This window comes from Devosia sp. SD17-2, assembly GCF_029201565.1.
Lineage (GTDB): Bacteria > Pseudomonadota > Alphaproteobacteria > Rhizobiales > Devosiaceae > Devosia.
On sequence record NZ_CP104002.1, the window covers coordinates 3,875,301 to 3,890,043 of the forward strand.

Below are 14,743 nucleotides of genomic sequence, written 5' to 3' on the forward strand. Positions count from 1 at the left end.
GATCCGCCTGCCGCGCCAGAATTACACCCCCACCCTCGATCCCTCCCCACAAGGGGGAGGGAGGCGATGGAGCTGATAAGTCTGATGGCCGCCCATCCACCAAGCTGCCCTCGGGCCTGACCCGAGGGTCACTATCCGCGCGCACGAAGTTCGTCAGGGCTCTCTGAGTGGCCCTCTGGTCAAGCCCGAGGGAAGCGGCGCTGGTGGAAGATCCAAGCAAGTGCCATCGACAATACAAAACGCCCCCGCATCGCTGCGTGGGCTCTTTTGAATGTCAGGTGCTGTGGGTGATCACTGCGCCGGCTCCGGATGCGATGCGCGCGCCTCTAGCCTCTCTGCGAAATGGGCGATGGTGTGCGCGAGACCTGCCCTGAGGCTGGTCTGCGGTCTCCAGCCCAGAACTTTTGCCGCCCTGGCTGTATCCGGACGGCGCTGTCGCGGATCATCGACCGGCAGGGGGTGATAGGACAGCGGGGATCGCGACCCCGTCGCTTCGAGGATGGACAGGGCGATTTCGGCCACGCTCAACTCATCGGTGGAGCCGATATTGATCGGCAGCACGTCGACGTCTGGCAAAAAGAACAGCCTCAAGAGCCCCTCCACCGTATCGGCGACATAGCAGAGGGACCGCGTCTGCGTGCCGTCTCCATAGATGCTGAGGGGAAGATCGCGCAGGGCCTGGGTGACGAAATTGGAGATGATGCGCCCGTCGTCGGCGGCCATGCCCGGGCCGTAGGTATTGAAAATACGGGCAATCCGCACATCGACGCCATGTTGGCGGGCATAATCGGTGCACAATGTTTCGGCCGCCCGCTTGCCTTCGTCATAGCAGGAGCGCGGGCCGATCGGATTGACGTGGCCGAGATAGGTTTCGGGCTGCGGGTGAACTTCGGGGTCGCCATAGACCTCGCTGGTGGACGCCTGGAGAAACCGAACGCCCAGCTTTCGCGCCATGGCGAGCAGCCTGTCCGTGCCAATGACATTGATGCGCATGGTCTCGACCGCGTCACGCTGATAGGCGACCGGTGATGCCGGGCAGGCCAGATTGATGATGCCATCGGCGACAAAATCGAGTGGCGCAACGATATCGGCTTCAAGCAGCGAAAAACCCGGCCGTGCCAGAAGCGGCGCAAGGTCTTCGCGCGCGCTGGTCAGGAAATTGTCGATGCAGAGCACTGTTGCGCCACCATCGAGAAGGCGATTGCACATGTGCCGGCCGATAAAGCCTGCCCCACCGGCCACGGCGATATGCCTGCCGGCAAAGTCGGGAATAGAGATCATGCAAGCTTCCAGTTCGCGGTGATGAGTTCGGCGCCGATCCGGGTTTCGGATGCCAGGGTCATGGTGCGCACCAGCGCCTGGCCGCGACGAGCGATTTCGGCGGCTTCCCGGTCATGGCTGCGCACCCAGTCGATCTTTTCGGCGAAGTCGCTCATATCGCTGGCCACGGGTACAAAGTGCTCCCACGGCACCAGCCGGTCATACCACCACTGCCGATAGCCATCGGCGCTGGCGACCTTGAGCACACAGCAGCCGAAATGCATGCGGATGATCAGGTTCGACCAGCTATTGGTCCAGCCGTCGATATCGATGGCAAATTTGTCGCCGCGCCATTCGGGTTCGGCCCGGTTGGCGCCGGTAATGCCGAACTTGGCAAGTGTGTGGAGCGGCACATGCGGATCCAGCGCATCGCTGATCAGGGCGTCGACACCGGGCACCGATCTGAGCTGCATGCACATGCGCGCCCGCGGGATGACACGCGGATTGTAGGCGTCGTCATCACTTTGCGGGTGAATGCCATGGCCGTTGATGCCGCCACGCCAGACAAGTGTGTCCCGGCGTGAGGTCCACGGTATCGGATCGGCCTCGACTAGGCGGCGCTCGGCCGAAAACCCGTCGCGCAGAATGAAATATCGGTCGGGAATTGCTATGGCGCGCGCGCTACGCGAGGACGGTGTGAACCGGGCGCCGCTCGGATAGTCGCCATCATCACAAGCGCCGGTGAACAGTTCGACCTCGGCCGGACAATGGCTGAGCAAGTAGAGATAGGCAGTTACGCTGGCGCGGCGACAGAACACCAGCTCAAACGGGTCGGCAGGCAAGCCGAACTGAATGCGCCCATTCTTGCGGTGGATGGCGATGTCGCGCAGGAAATCTGTCGCGACCGGATGGGGCGCAAGGCGCGGTGATAGCGGCACGCCCAATCGTCCCAGCGACCGGCGGAGCTGATAGCTCAGGATGAGTGTCATCAGGCGGCGCGAGAGGAATTTTGACATGCGCTCGACCCCGGGATGATGCAGCACCGTGCGCCCCAGGGGCGACCGTGCCTTGGTCCCTTACCGCCCGAGCGGCCTTTGTCCAACTGCAAATCTCTGGCTGCTCAAAGATTTCCGAAACAACGCGTGCCAACGGGGCAAAAAAGCAGCGGGCACGCGTGGTGCCCGCTGCCGGTTCTGTTAGAGCGCAGCCTCAGGCGCCGAGGACGGCTTCCTTGGGGGCTTCTATTTCCTGCCAGCGAATGCAGGCGACCAGGCGCCCGCCTTCCAGCGTTTCGAGCGGGGGGCGAATTTCGGCGCAGCGCGGCTGGGCGAAGCGGCAGCGCGTGCGGAAAGTGCAGCCCGAGGGCGGATTGATGGGCGAGGGAATTTCGCCCTTCAAGGCATCGATATTGCGCAGCCTTGCCAGTTTTGGATCGGGGATCGGCACGGCGGTGAGCAGCGCACGGGTATAGGGGTGCTTTGGATCCTCATAGATTTCGTCGCCCGTCGCGAGTTCCACGATGCGCCCAAGATAGAGCACGAGGATGCGGTCGGAGACGTGCCGCACGACGGAGAGATTGTGCGAGATGAAGATCAGCGTCAGGCCAAACTCGTCCTTGAGCTCGGACAAGAGATTGAGGATCTGCGCCTGGATCGACACGTCCAGCGCCGAAACCGGCTCGTCGCAGACGATGAGTTTTGGCTCGGTGATCAGCGCGCGGGCAATCCCGATGCGCTGGGCCTGGCCGCCCGAAAACTCGTGCGGATAGCGGTTGATCATCTCGGGCAGAAGGCCGACGGCCTCCATGATCTTGAAGACGCGGGCGCGGCGCTCTTCCTTCTTGAGCTCGGGCTTGAGCGTGCGCAGCGGATCTTCGATGATCTCGCCCACGGTCATGCGCGGATTGAGCGAGGCCAGCGGATCCTGGAAGATGATCTGCAGATCTGCCCGGCGCTTGCGCATTTCCTCGGCCGGAACCTTGGTGAGATCCTGCCCGAGCCAGAGCACCTGCCCCTCGTCCGGCGCGATCAGCTGCAGGATACAGCGGCCGAGCGTGGACTTGCCACAGCCGCTTTCGCCCACGATCCCGAGCGTTTCGCCCTTCTTGACCGAGAAATTGATGTTTTCGAGCGCGGTCAGCCGGAGCTTTTTGGAGAAGAGGCCGGTGGCGATCGAGAAGGTTTTCTTGAGATCCTTGATCTCGATGAGGGTATCGGGTGCCGGGGTCATTACGCCACCTCTCCGTATTTCAGCGGGCCTTCGTAGAAGCACGCCTTTTCGCGACCGTCGGCGGTCGGAGCCAGGGGCGGACGTTCTTCAAGGCACCGGTCAAAGCAGAAAGCGCAGCGCGGATTGAACGAGCAGCCCTTGGGCAGGTTTTCAAGGCTGGGCGGCAGGCCCTGGATCGGGTCGAGCCGCTCGGCGCGCTTGGCGATATGCGGGGTCGAATGCAGAAGGCCCAGCGTATAGGGGTGGCGCGGATCGTAGAAGAGATCGTCGACCGTGCCCTTCTCCACCGCGCGGCCGCCATACATCACCATCATGCGGTCAGCCACGCCCGCCACCACACCCAGATCATGGGTGATGATCACGAGCGACGTCCCGAAGTCGTCGGTAAGGGTCTTGAAGAGGTCCAGCATCTGGGCCTGAACCGTCACGTCGAGCGCCGTGGTCGGCTCGTCGGCGATGAGGATTTTGGGCTGGCACAGCAGCGCCATGGCGATCATGACGCGCTGGCGCATGCCGCCACTCATTTCATGCGGGTAAGCATTGGCGCGCTTGGCCGGTTCGGGGATGCCGACGCGTTCGAGCATTTCGACGGCGGTGGTGACCGCCCTGGACTTGTCGAAGCCGCGGTGCTTGACCAGAACTTCGGCCAGCTGGGTTTTGACCTTGAGGCTCGGATTGAGCGAGGTCATCGGGTCCTGGAAGATCATGGCAATGTCCTTGCCACGGATCTTGTCGAGCCTGGCCTTCTCCATGCCGACGAGGTTGACGTCGCCGAGCATGGCCTTGCCGCTGGTGCGGCCGTTCTTGGCCAGAAGGCCCATGATGGAGAGGAAGGCCTGGCTCTTGCCAGACCCCGATTCCCCGACGACAGCGAGCGTTTCGCCCGCCTCGAGGGAGAAGTTGAGATTGTTGACCGCGTGCACCTCGCTCTCGTGGAGGGCGAAGGTGACGCCGAGGTCCTGAACGTCAAGAACTTTGGTCATCAGCGATCCTTGGGGTCGAGCGCGTCGCGCAGGCCGTCCCCGATATAGGTGAGACAGAGCAGCAGGGTGATCAGCACGCCTGCCGGCGCCAGGAGCATCCAGGGCAGGACTTCTGCCACCGGCGCACCGGCGGAGATCAGCGTGCCGAGCGAGGTCTGCGGCTCCTGCACACCAAGGCCGAGATAGGAGAGGAAGCTCTCGGCAATGATGATCTCGGGAATGGTCAACGTTGCATAGATCACCACCGGACCCGTCAGATTGGGCACGATATGGCGCATGATGATGGTGAAGGGTTTTGCGCCGCCGGCCTTGGCGGCCTCGACGAATTCCTTCTCCTTGATCGAGAGGGTCTGCCCGCGCACGATACGCGCCATGGTCAGCCATTCGATACAGCCGATGCCGACGAAGAGCAGCACGGGATTGCGGCCGAACATCACCATCAGGATGATGACGAAGAGGATGTAGGGCAGCGCATACATGACGTCGACGATGCGCATCATGATGGCGTCGACCCGGCCGCCGAAATAGCCTGCCACGGCGCCATAGACGACGCCGATACTGACCGAAACCACGGTGGCGACGAGCGCCACGGTCAGGCTCATCTGCGTGCCCTGGAGCACACGCGCCAGCATGTCGCGCCCGTTCTGGTCGGTGCCGAAGAAGTGGCCGGCATCGAAATCAGGCGGCTTGCGGATATTGGACCAGTCGACCTGGGAATAGCCCCAAGGCACGAAATAGGGTCCGATGAAGGCGATCAGCACGATCAGCACGACAAGCCCGATCGACACCACGGCTGCCTTGTTGCGCACGAGGCGTCGCACGGCGTCCTGGGTCAGCGAGCGGCCCTTGGGCGGATCGAGCGTTTCCAGCTTCTTGGCATAGGCCGTCAGAACCTGGTCTTTTCCGGTGATCCCAGCCATCAGTGATACCTCACCTTGGGATCGAGCCAGGCATAGACGAGGTCGACGATCAGATTAAGCGCAAGAATGATGAACATGTAGAGGATGGTCGTTCCCAGAACGATGCCATAGTCGCGGTTGAGCGCGGCCTGGACGAAATATTTGCCGATGCCGGGGAGGCCGAAAATCTGTTCGACGGCGAGCGAGCCAGTGAGCAGATAGGACAGGCCTGGCCCGAGATAGGAGACGACCGGCAACAGCGCCGGCTTGATGGCGTGGCGCGCCATGACGAGACGTTCGCCAAGGCCCTTGGAACGGGCGGTCCGCACATAATTGGTGCCGAGCACTTCGATCATCGAGCCGCGCATGAGCCGGCTGATGCGCGCGGCATGGGGCCAGGCGAGAACAGTAACGGGCAACACCAGATGCCAGATCGAGCCATTGACCCAGCCCCCGGCCGGCAGCCAGCGCAGATAAACGCCAAACCAGAGCTGCAGCAGTGCGGCCATGAGGAAGTTCGGCACCACCACGCCCAGCATCACGGCCAGCACGAGCACATAGTCGGGCCATTTGTTCTGGTTCACCGCCGCAACCATGCCGGCGATGATGCCGATGGTGGTCGCGATCACGAAGGCGCTGAGCGCCATGGTCAGGGTGAAGGGGAAGCCGATGCGGATGAGGTCGGAGACGTTGAAGCCGTCGATCACCATGGACGGGCCGAGATCACCCTGCAGAAGCCGTCCGATATAGATGAAATACTGAACGACCAGCGGCTGGTCGAGATTGTAGTGGGCGCGCAGATTGGCCAGCACGGTCGGCGGCAGGGCACGTTCACCGTCGAACGGTCCACCCGGCGCCAGACGCAGGATGAAAAAACAGACTGTCACGGCGATCAGCGCGATCGGGATCGCCGAAAGCACGCGCCGGAAGGCGTAGGATAGCATTTGGTGAGAACTCCTTGGCCGGGGCGCCGGGATGGAGGGAGGGGCCGGTCACGCTCGGACAAAAGAACCGTGGGGGCCAATCTGGCCCCCACGGTCTGGTTTTTATGGTCCGCTTATTCCGACTTCGAGAGCCAGCGGGTGCGGAAGATGTTTTTCGGGTTCGCTTCGAAGCCCGAGATCTTGGGCGATACGACGTCCTTGGACACGTACCAGTAGATCGGGATGGCAGCGAATTCGTCCATGGCGATCTTTTCAGCGTCGGCAAGCAGCTTGCCGCGTGCTTCGAGATCGAGCTCGGTCGAGGCCTGGGTCATGAGCGCATTGAACTCTTCGTTCGCATAGCGGCCATAGTTGTTGCCCCAGTTCATCGTGCCGGCCTGATCGACGCCCTTCTTGAGGAGGTCGAGCGTGTTGGACGGATCGTTGTAGTCGAGCAGCCAGCCGGCACGGCCGATCTGGAAGTCACCGGCGCGCAGGGCGTCGTAGTGAACAGCGGTTTCAGCGTTGAACAGCTCGATCTTGATGCCAAGCGGCTCCCACATGGCGGCAAGCGCCACAGCGATACGCTGGTGGTTGTCGTTGGTGTTGTAACGCAGCTGCAGGGTCAGCGGATTGTCCGGGCCGTAACCGGCTTCGGTCATCAGCGCCTTGGCCTTTTCGACGCGCTCTTCATAGGGCGTGTCGGCCCATGCCGGATGATAGGCATTTTCGACATAGTTCGACGTGCCGGGCGGGACCCAGCCATAGGCCGGAAGCTCGCCGGTGCCCAGGATATCGGGGCCGATCACGTCACGCACGACGGTGGTCGAAAGCGCTTCGCGAATGCGGACGTCGGAGAGGACCTGGCCCTCTTCCTGGTTCATCACGTAGTAGTAGATGCCCAGGAACGGGGTGACGTGTGCTTCACCCGGAAGGTTGTCCTGCAGCCACTGGTACTGGTCGGACGGGAAGTCGGTCAGGATGTCGAATTCACCGGCGCGGTAGCGGTTGAGGGCTGCGGCCTGATCTTCGAGAACGTGGTAGTAGACTTCATCGATCTGCACATTGGCAGCGTCGTAATAGTCGGCGTTCTTTTCCGAGCGGACATAAGAGCCCGGCAGCCATTCCTTCACGAGGTATGGGCCGTTGCCGATGATGTTGTCGACCTTGGTCCAGTCATCGCCAAGCTCTTCGACGAGATGCTTTGGCACCGGATAGGCGGTGTAGTGGGTCAAGGCTTCGAGGAAGAAGGGGGTCGAGGCCTCGAGAGTGATCTCGAGCGTCTTGTCGTCGATGGCCTTGACGCCGAGCTCGTTGAGATCGGTGATCGTGCCCGAGTTGATCGCTTCAGCGTTCTTGATCGGGAACTGCAGGTAAGCGTAGTCAGCTGCGGTGGTCGGGTTGAACAGGCGCTGGAAGGCATAGACGAAGTCGCCAGCAGTCACCGGAGTACCGTCGGACCACTGAATGCCATCGCGCAGCTTGAACGTGTAGACGGTGCCGTCCTCGGAAATTTCCCAGCTTTCGGCCTGGCCCGGGATGGCTTCGGCAGACGGGCTCTCGGTCAGCAGACCTTCGATATAGTCGCCGATGACGCGGTTTTCCCAGTCGCCGGAAGCTTTGTGGGGGTCGAGGGTGCCGGGGTCGCCACCATTGTGCAACTGCAGCGTCACCGCCGAAGCGGAGGTGCTCATCATCAGCGCCATGGCGCCCGCGGTCGCTACCGCCTTAAAGGCTGTGGTGAACTTCATTCTCGTCCCATCTCCATGTGGTCTTCAACAGTGTTGTTGCCATCCGCTTTTGGAATGCGGATTATTTGTCTGGCCAGCGGTTAAACCCGCTGGTCCGAGATTGGTGGACGGTATCGCGGCAAAGCGTCCACTGACAAGCAAAAGATTGACCTAAACGTCAAGACCGCCGTCCCTGTGAATATTTTGCCCTAAAAAGACCAAGTTCATGGCTGCGGCAACTGCGCGATGGCCCCCTCCGGTCACAATCGCGACAGCACGCCCAAGGCTTGAACTCGCCACGGGGCCTGCGGCGGCAAGCAACCAACGGCACCGGGAATGCCGTCGACTTCGCCTCTCCTTCAAATTTTAGAATAATTAAACGAGAAGCATCAGGAGGATAGAGAGGGCCGCCGCGACCAGTCCCACCCACGCCAGCGCGAGGAACCCATCCTTGGCCGTGATCGCCATGGCATAGACCGCAATCACCGCTGCCGCCCAGGTCGAGGTGAAGGGCACGAATTCGAGGAGCGGCATGATCATCCCGACGAGGACGCAGATGACGGCCCCTGCCCGGCGCAGAGGCGGCGCCACCAGCACCCGGGCGCGCGGCTTGATGATCGTGTCCGCCACCCGGCCCACCGGCTTGAGGAATTTGAGCAGCTTTTCCACGTGCCGGCCGGGAATACTCCTCTCCGTGAGCCATTTGGGCAGCCACATTGTCTTGCGCCCGAGCGCAATCTGGCCGGCCACCAGCACCGTATGAATACCGGTGAGGGTTGGGATGCCCGGAATAATGCTGAGCGGCGAGATGACGATGAGCGCGGGAATGAGCAGCAGGGGCCCGGCGGCCCGCGGTCCGACGATCTCCTGGATGAGGCCGATGGAGATCCCATCCCCGGCCCGGGCATGTTCGTCCACCTTGTCGATCAGATTTGTGAGCGTGCCTTGCTGCGCGTCGGCCATGTGATGTCCCTGTTGAACCCTCAACGTGCTGCGCCGGCTCGGCGTTCCTCTGGGCTTGCTCCCAGCTTGGGCGACATTTCGGCCCTTGTCGGATCGTGCACGCCCATTATCATTGAGGGGCTGTGCGCCAGTGGCCACGGCAGGGGAGGCGAGCGTGGCGTTGAAGCGTAGCTGGAGAGAGATCTCGGCCGTCCGGCTGGCCGTCGGCCTTATGGTCTTTGTCCTTGTGCTGTTCCTCGGAATTCTGGCCTATTTCGTCACCGACGGTGTGCAGCGGACCAATGACCGCCTGCGAGAGCAATCAAGCGCGGCCTCACAGGTTCTGGCCACTAATGCCTATTGGATTTCCGAGGTGGCCAACCAGACCCTGCGCCGGGTCGATACCGCCACCGGCCCCACGCTTTCGGGCAGCGCCGCAGACATCGAGGCGGTTCTGCAGGGCCTGCCCAGCGCGACGGAAGTCTATGTCATCGACAACCAGGCCAATACGGTGTTCTCGACAGTGCCGGGCGCCACCGGTGTCGATATCGGGGACCGGGAATATTACACCGCGGTGCGCGATGGGGCGCCGTTTTACACCTCGCCGCTGCTGGTCAGCCGGATCACCGACGACATTATCTTCGTGTTCAGCAAGCGGGTGGTGCGCAATGGCGAATTTGCCGGAGCCATCATGGTGTCGTTCTCGGGCGCGCTGCTGGGCGACTTTTTCCGGACGCTGGAGCTCGAGCCGGGCTCCACCCTCAGCCTGATCCGCGACGACGGGCAGCTGATGGCCCGCTATCCGCCCACGACAGGAAATGTGGACTTCAGCGATCGACCGCTGTTTACGCACCATCTCAAGCAAAGCGGCATCGGCACCTTCGACTCCGCGGACTCGTTGATCGACGGCGTCCCCCGCGTGGTGAGCTATCGCCGGGTCGAGGACAGCCGCATTATTGCGGTGGCCGCCGTCGCGACCTCCCAGGTCTGGGGGATGCTGCTCGAAATGCTCTCCACCCTGCTCGTGGTGGTGTCTCCCGTGCTCTTCGGGCTCATGCTCATTTCCTGGTGGATCCTGCGGCTTCTGGTGCGGGATGCCGACCGGGCCAAGGAGCTCGAGGCCTCGGTTGAGCTCAACACCATGCTGTTCCGGGAAATCCACCACCGGGTGAAAAACAATCTCGCCTCGGTGCAGGCGCTGGTGCGGATGCAGAATATTCCCGACACCGCAAAGCGGGACCTGCAGAGCCGCTTCGCCGCCATGGCCGCCATGCATGAACATATCTACCAGCACGACCGCTACGAGGACATCGACGCCCATGACTTCATCCCGCCCGTGGTCGATCAGGTGAAGATGGCCTATGGCACGGACACGCGGCTCATCTACGATCTCGACCACGTCATGGTAGACCGCGACCACGCCACGCCGCTGGCGCTATTGCTCAGCGAGCTTGCAACCAATGCCTTCAAATATGCCTATGCCGACGACCAGGCAGGCACGCTATCGGTGACGCTGCGCCAGCGCGGCGATGGCCGGGCGATCCTCACCGTGCGGGACGACGGCGCGGGCATGGAGCCGCAGGAAGGTTCCAACAGCATGGGCATGCGGCTGATCCGCGGCGTCGTCGGGCAGATGGGCGGCGAATACAGCTATCACAATGACAATGGCGTGGTGTTCGAGGCAGAGCTGGCCCTCTCCGCCGCTGGCCGCCAGACGGTCACCGCCCCAGAAGCAGATCCCGTGCCTCATTGATCCGGGCGGCGAGATATTCCGATCCGCCGCGATCGGGGTGCACACCCTTCATCAGCTCGCGGTGGGCAGCGCGGATATCCTCGTCGCTGGCGCCGGGTTTGAGGCCCAGGACAGCGTAGGCTTCCTCGACGGGACTGCGCCCGGGATTTCCGGCTCTCTGCTGACCCGTCTCGGCGCCTTCATCGGCGAAATACTCGCGCCAGCCGGCGCGATTGGCATCGAGCCAGTTCTCGAGGAGATTGATGCTGTCGGCGTCGCCCGTCACCTCATCGAGGAGCTTTCGGGTTTCCTCGGGCCCCAGATCCATGAGATCCCAGCCGGCAAACGCACCATCGACCACGCGCCCGGTGAGCGCCCCGGTGTCGTGATCGAGCTCCATGGCGAGGTAACGGCTGCGCACTTTCGAGGTATTGCCGCTGCTCGACTGGGCGAGACTATCGAAGGAGAACTGGCCGATCCTGCCGCGCAGCAGCACGGAGGCGGCGAGCGCCCCGACAATGGTGGCAATATCAATGCGGCGGAACACGAGGCCGAGCAGCGCGATCAGGGCCAACAGGCCCCCGACGCCCCAGCGCAGGCCGCGCATCAGCAGGCCCCGGTCCATCTTGCGCATGGCATTGAAGAGCCAGAGAGCGACAAGAAGCGCGAGTGCGGCGAGGATAATCCAGCTCATTTTTTCTCGATCTGTGCCAGCAGGCCGCGTGCGGCGGCGCTGGATTGAAGCCGCAGGTTCTTCTGTCCGCCGCTGGCAAAGGCGGCAACGGCCTTGAGCAGTTCAGCCAGATGTTGGGGGGCCGAGCTGTCAAACCGCGCATAGGCGCCCTTGGTCAGCCGGGCAAATTCGCGAAACGCCGCCTCGACGCGACTGTCATGCCCCTCCTGAAAGAGAAAGAGCGGCAGGCCCAGCAACCCCAGTTCGCCGGCCTGGGCGGCGAGCGCATCGACATTTTCCTCGATGGCGTCGCCGACATAGACCATGGCGTTGATCCGGCGCTTCTGGTGTTCGCTGCGCGCGTGGGAAAACACCTTGCCGATCTGGGTATTGCCGCCCTGGCAGGCAATCTTGCCCATCAGCCGGGCCAGCGCCTCGGCGTCGATGACCCATTTTGAGGCCCGGCATTCGCCCAAGCCCCGGAAATAGAGCAATTGCACCTGCAGCGCCGCGTCCTTGGGAATGGCGGTGAACATGCCGGCCTGCAGGGTCACTGCCATGTCCCAGGTAGGCTGGCGGCTCATCGTGGCATCCATGGCAAAGAGCAGCCGCCCATCGGCACTCTCATTGGGCCGCGCCAAGATGCGCGATTTCGTCAGGAACGCGGCCACGTCCGAGCCCACCCCCTCGCGGGCGCCAAGAGCGCTATCTGACCGTGTCGTCGGAGTTTTCTCTGCCATAGGGCAAATATGTAGAGGGCAAGCGCAAGGCGCAAGGCCGGGCACGGAGCTTTGTCCGTTTGAACGGTTAGGAGGAGCGTAGGCCCCCCTCCCCATCCGACCCCTCAAGGGGGAGGATGGGAGGGGGTGAAACGATCTCGGGAAAAACCCTAGTACCGCGAGATCGCCAGATCTGTCGCGTCGATCTCGGGCTGTTTGCCGCTGACGAGATCGGCGATGACCCGGGCCGACCCCGTGCTCATGGTCCAGCCGAGCGTGCCGTGGCCGGTGTTGAGATAGAGACCGTCAATTTTGGTGGGACCAATCACCGGGGTGCCATCGGGCGTCATGGGACGCAGGCCCGACCAGAAACTGCCGGTGGCGCTGTCGCCGCCGGGGAAAAGGTCCTTGACCGAATGCTCCAGCGTACGGCGGCGGGCAAGGCCGAGATCATTGGTGTAGCCGGAAATCTCGGCCATGCCACCAACACGGATGCGGTCGCCAAGCCGGGTGATGGCGATCTTGTAGCTTTCGTCGAGCACGGTCGAGACCGGGGCGCGGCTCTCGTCGGTGATCGGGATGGTCATGGAATAGCCCTTGACCGGATAGACCGGCAGGGAAATCCCGTGCTTGCGCAGGAGCAGCGGGGTATAGGAGCCCATCGCCACCACGACCTTATCAGCGGCCTCACGACCGGTCTTGGTGATGACGCCCTTGACCCGGCCGCCTTCGACGTCGAGCCCCGTCACTTCGGTGCCATAGCGGAAGGTCACGCCCAGCGCGGCGGCCTTTTCGGCCAGCGCATTGGTGAATTTGAAACAGTCCCCGGTCTCGTCGAGCGGCGTAAGAAGGCCGCCAACGATCTTGTCGCGGGCATGGGCGAGCGCGGGTTCCTGGCGGATGCAGCCGTCGCGGTCGAGCACTTCATAGGGGATGCCATCGGCGGCCAAAGCCTTGACGTCCTTGGCCGAGGCGTCGAGCTGCTGCTGGGTGCGGAAGAGCTGGACGGTGCCCTTCATGCGCTCATCATAGGAGATGGCGGTTTCCGCGCGCAGTTCGGCCAGGCAAATCCGGCTGTAATCGGCCAGCCGCAGCATGCGGCTCTTGTTGATGGCGTAGCTTTTATAATTGCAGTTGGCCAGCATCTGCAGGAGCCAGGCGATCATCGCCCCGTCCACCTTGGGGCGCAGCACCAGCGGCGGATGGTTCATTAAGAGCCACTTGACCGCCTTGCGCGGAATGCCGGGCGCCGCCCAGGGCGAGCAATAGCCGAACGAAACTTCGCCGGCATTGGCAAAACTGGTTTCCAGCGCCGGGCCGGGCTGGCGGTCGATGACCACGACCTCATGGCCGGCCTTGGCCAGCTGATAGGCGGAGGTCGTGCCGATAATGCCGGCACCCAGGACGATGACTTTCATTTTCCCCTCAGAAAAAGCGCGCCTGCTTATCGATAGATCCGGGCGAAGCGCGAGCCCAGTCCGGTTAGGATTTCGTAGGATATGGTGCCCGCGTCGCGCGCCAGATCATCCATGCTCTGATGCGAGCCCAGGAGCTCGACATGGCTGCCCAGCACCAGCCGGCCTTCGGCCAGGGCCGAGATATCGACCACCATGCTGTCCATGGAAACGCGTCCGACAATGGGCAGGCGGATGCCGTCGCAATAGACGGCGCCCCGGTCCGAAAGGCTGCGCGGCAGGCCATCGGCATAGCCTGCGGCCAGGGTCGCGAGCCGCATCGGGCGCGCGGCGACATGGGTGCCGCCATAACCAATGCGGGCACCCGTTTCGACAGTGCGGGTCTGGATAACGGCGAGGGTCAGCTCCACCGCGTGGCGCAGGGGGCTTTCGCCGCCGTTCTGCGTCGCCCCGCCATAAAGGGCGATGCCGGTGCGGGCGAGTGCGCCGCGGAAATTGGCGCCAAGGAAAATCCCGCCCGAATTGGCAAAACAGATGTTTTCCGTGCCGAACGCGGCGGCGGCCTGAACCATTTCGGCAGCCTGGCTGGCGTTCTGGGCGTCACTGGGCTCGTCGGCAGAGGCCAGATGGCTCATGACGAAGGCAATGTCGATCGGGGCACTGCGGAGACGCTCGGCCGCAAGGGCGCGCTCCTCCGGCGCAATGCCAAGGCGCGACATGCCGGTATCAAATTGCAGCACGGCGGGCAGATTGCGACCAAGTCCCTTGGCCGTTTCGGCCCAGGCGTCGATCTGCTCGAACGAATTGAGCACGGGGACAATGCCGGCTTCTGCGCAAACGCCTTCGCCACCCGGCAGCAGGCCATTGAGCACATAGAGAGTGGCATCTTCGGGCAGGTTCGAGCGCAGGCTCAGCGCTTCCCCGAGATGGGCCACGAAGAAATTGCGGCAGCCTTCATCGAAGAGAGCCTTTGAGATCCGCTCGGCCCCGAGCCCATAGGCATTGGCCTTGACCACCGCGCCCACGGGGCTGCCGGCAATCTCGCGCAGACGGGTGTAATTGGCGCGGATCGCACCAAGATCGACAGTCAGCACGCCCGGCGCAGGAATGGCATCGGCGCCCGCGGCTCCGGAATTATCATCAAGCATGGATGTCCCCTCAGACATTGACTGAGCTTAATGAAAGAGTGAGCACATTTCCTATCAATTGCTGATTGATTGTATCGCAGAAATGACGGA

The 14,743-nt window shown here is 62.8% G+C and carries 13 protein-coding genes; 1 reads left to right on the forward strand and 12 read right to left on the reverse strand.

The genetic code is table 11. From position 1 onward, the window contains the following. Nucleotides 1-291: 291 nt before the first annotated feature. The 8 genes from NYQ88_RS19050 to NYQ88_RS19085 all read right to left on the reverse strand — a co-directional run bounded on the left by NYQ88_RS19050 (nucleotide 292) and on the right by NYQ88_RS19085 (nucleotide 8,987). Nucleotides 292-1,281 (reverse strand): NAD-dependent epimerase/dehydratase family protein, encoded by a 990-nt coding sequence (locus NYQ88_RS19050; RefSeq protein WP_275652658.1) that lies wholly within the window; start codon nucleotides 1,279-1,281, stop codon nucleotides 292-294. Further along, nucleotides 1,278-2,276, reverse strand: a complete 999-nt coding sequence (locus NYQ88_RS19055; RefSeq protein WP_275652659.1) for a glycosyl transferase family 90 — start codon at nucleotides 2,274-2,276, stop codon at nucleotides 1,278-1,280. Before NYQ88_RS19055 ends, NYQ88_RS19050 begins: the two co-directional genes overlap by 4 nt. Nucleotides 2,277-2,469: 193 nt before the next feature. After that, nucleotides 2,470-3,489: a dipeptide ABC transporter ATP-binding protein gene (locus NYQ88_RS19060; RefSeq protein WP_275652660.1), complete on the reverse strand. Its 1,020-nt coding sequence runs from the start codon at nucleotides 3,487-3,489 to the stop codon at nucleotides 2,470-2,472. Then, nucleotides 3,489-4,472 carry an ABC transporter ATP-binding protein gene (locus tag NYQ88_RS19065; protein WP_275652661.1) on the reverse strand — a complete coding sequence of 328 codons (984 nt, stop codon included), beginning with the start codon at nucleotides 4,470-4,472 and terminating at the stop codon, nucleotides 3,489-3,491. The genes NYQ88_RS19060 and NYQ88_RS19065 overlap by 1 nt, the downstream gene beginning before the upstream one ends. Continuing rightward, nucleotides 4,472-5,392, reverse strand: a complete 921-nt coding sequence (locus NYQ88_RS19070; RefSeq protein WP_275652662.1) for an ABC transporter permease subunit — start codon at nucleotides 5,390-5,392, stop codon at nucleotides 4,472-4,474. Before NYQ88_RS19070 ends, NYQ88_RS19065 begins: the two co-directional genes overlap by 1 nt. After that, nucleotides 5,392-6,315, reverse strand: a complete 924-nt coding sequence (locus NYQ88_RS19075; RefSeq protein ID WP_275652663.1) for an ABC transporter permease subunit — start codon at nucleotides 6,313-6,315, stop codon at nucleotides 5,392-5,394. The genes NYQ88_RS19070 and NYQ88_RS19075 overlap by 1 nt, the downstream gene beginning before the upstream one ends. Before the next feature lie 113 nt (nucleotides 6,316-6,428). Beyond that, nucleotides 6,429-8,045, reverse strand: a complete 1,617-nt coding sequence (locus tag NYQ88_RS19080; RefSeq protein ID WP_275652664.1) for a peptide ABC transporter substrate-binding protein — start codon at nucleotides 8,043-8,045, stop codon at nucleotides 6,429-6,431. 354 nt (nucleotides 8,046-8,399) lie between these two features. After that, nucleotides 8,400-8,987, reverse strand: coding sequence for an exopolysaccharide biosynthesis protein (locus NYQ88_RS19085; RefSeq protein WP_275652665.1), 588 nt, complete (start codon nucleotides 8,985-8,987; stop codon nucleotides 8,400-8,402). A 154-nt stretch (nucleotides 8,988-9,141) separates the two neighbouring features. Between NYQ88_RS19085 and NYQ88_RS19090 the strand changes: the two genes are divergently transcribed. After that, nucleotides 9,142-10,719 (forward strand): histidine kinase dimerization/phosphoacceptor domain -containing protein, encoded by a 1,578-nt coding sequence (locus NYQ88_RS19090; RefSeq protein ID WP_275652666.1) that lies wholly within the window; start codon nucleotides 9,142-9,144, stop codon nucleotides 10,717-10,719. Here NYQ88_RS19090 and NYQ88_RS19095 read toward each other — a convergent pair. The 4 genes from NYQ88_RS19095 to alr form a co-directional block, all read right to left on the reverse strand. Next, nucleotides 10,685-11,392, reverse strand: coding sequence for a DnaJ domain-containing protein (locus tag NYQ88_RS19095; RefSeq protein ID WP_275652667.1), 708 nt, complete (start codon nucleotides 11,390-11,392; stop codon nucleotides 10,685-10,687). The genes NYQ88_RS19090 and NYQ88_RS19095 overlap by 35 nt on opposite strands. Further along, a complete protein-coding gene (locus NYQ88_RS19100; protein ID WP_275652668.1) occupies nucleotides 11,389-12,042 on the reverse strand; it encodes a VWA domain-containing protein in 654 nt (217 codons plus the stop codon). The genes NYQ88_RS19095 and NYQ88_RS19100 overlap by 4 nt, the downstream gene beginning before the upstream one ends. A 218-nt stretch (nucleotides 12,043-12,260) precedes the next feature. After that, nucleotides 12,261-13,508 (reverse strand): D-amino acid dehydrogenase, encoded by a 1,248-nt coding sequence (locus tag NYQ88_RS19105; protein WP_275652670.1) that lies wholly within the window; start codon nucleotides 13,506-13,508, stop codon nucleotides 12,261-12,263. Between the two features lie 26 nt (nucleotides 13,509-13,534). Next, nucleotides 13,535-14,653 (reverse strand): alanine racemase, encoded by a 1,119-nt coding sequence (alr, locus tag NYQ88_RS19110; RefSeq protein ID WP_275652671.1) that lies wholly within the window; start codon nucleotides 14,651-14,653, stop codon nucleotides 13,535-13,537. Nucleotides 14,654-14,743: the final 90 nt, after the last annotated feature.

Excerpts from the sequence above, each read along its gene's own strand:
- NYQ88_RS19070 (WP_275652662.1), bottom strand. The coding sequence starts at position 5,392 with ATGGCTGGGATCACCGGAAAAGACCAGGTTCTGACGGCCTATGCCAAG.
- NYQ88_RS19065 (WP_275652661.1), bottom strand. The coding sequence starts at position 4,472 with ATGACCAAAGTTCTTGACGTTCAGGACCTCGGCGTCACCTTCGCCCTC.
- alr (WP_275652671.1), bottom strand. The coding sequence starts at position 14,653 with ATGCTTGATGATAATTCCGGAGCCGCGGGCGCCGATGCCATTCCTGCG.
- NYQ88_RS19055 (WP_275652659.1), bottom strand. The coding sequence starts at position 2,276 with ATGTCAAAATTCCTCTCGCGCCGCCTGATGACACTCATCCTGAGCTAT.
- NYQ88_RS19095 (WP_275652667.1), bottom strand. The coding sequence starts at position 11,392 with ATGAGCTGGATTATCCTCGCCGCACTCGCGCTTCTTGTCGCTCTCTGG.
- NYQ88_RS19060 (WP_275652660.1), bottom strand. The coding sequence starts at position 3,489 with ATGACCCCGGCACCCGATACCCTCATCGAGATCAAGGATCTCAAGAAA.
- NYQ88_RS19085 (WP_275652665.1), bottom strand. The coding sequence starts at position 8,987 with ATGGCCGACGCGCAGCAAGGCACGCTCACAAATCTGATCGACAAGGTG.
- NYQ88_RS19050 (WP_275652658.1), bottom strand. The coding sequence starts at position 1,281 with ATGATCTCTATTCCCGACTTTGCCGGCAGGCATATCGCCGTGGCCGGT.
- NYQ88_RS19080 (WP_275652664.1), bottom strand. The coding sequence starts at position 8,045 with ATGAAGTTCACCACAGCCTTTAAGGCGGTAGCGACCGCGGGCGCCATG.
- NYQ88_RS19105 (WP_275652670.1), bottom strand. The coding sequence starts at position 13,508 with ATGAAAGTCATCGTCCTGGGTGCCGGCATTATCGGCACGACCTCCGCC.
- NYQ88_RS19075 (WP_275652663.1), bottom strand. The coding sequence starts at position 6,315 with ATGCTATCCTACGCCTTCCGGCGCGTGCTTTCGGCGATCCCGATCGCG.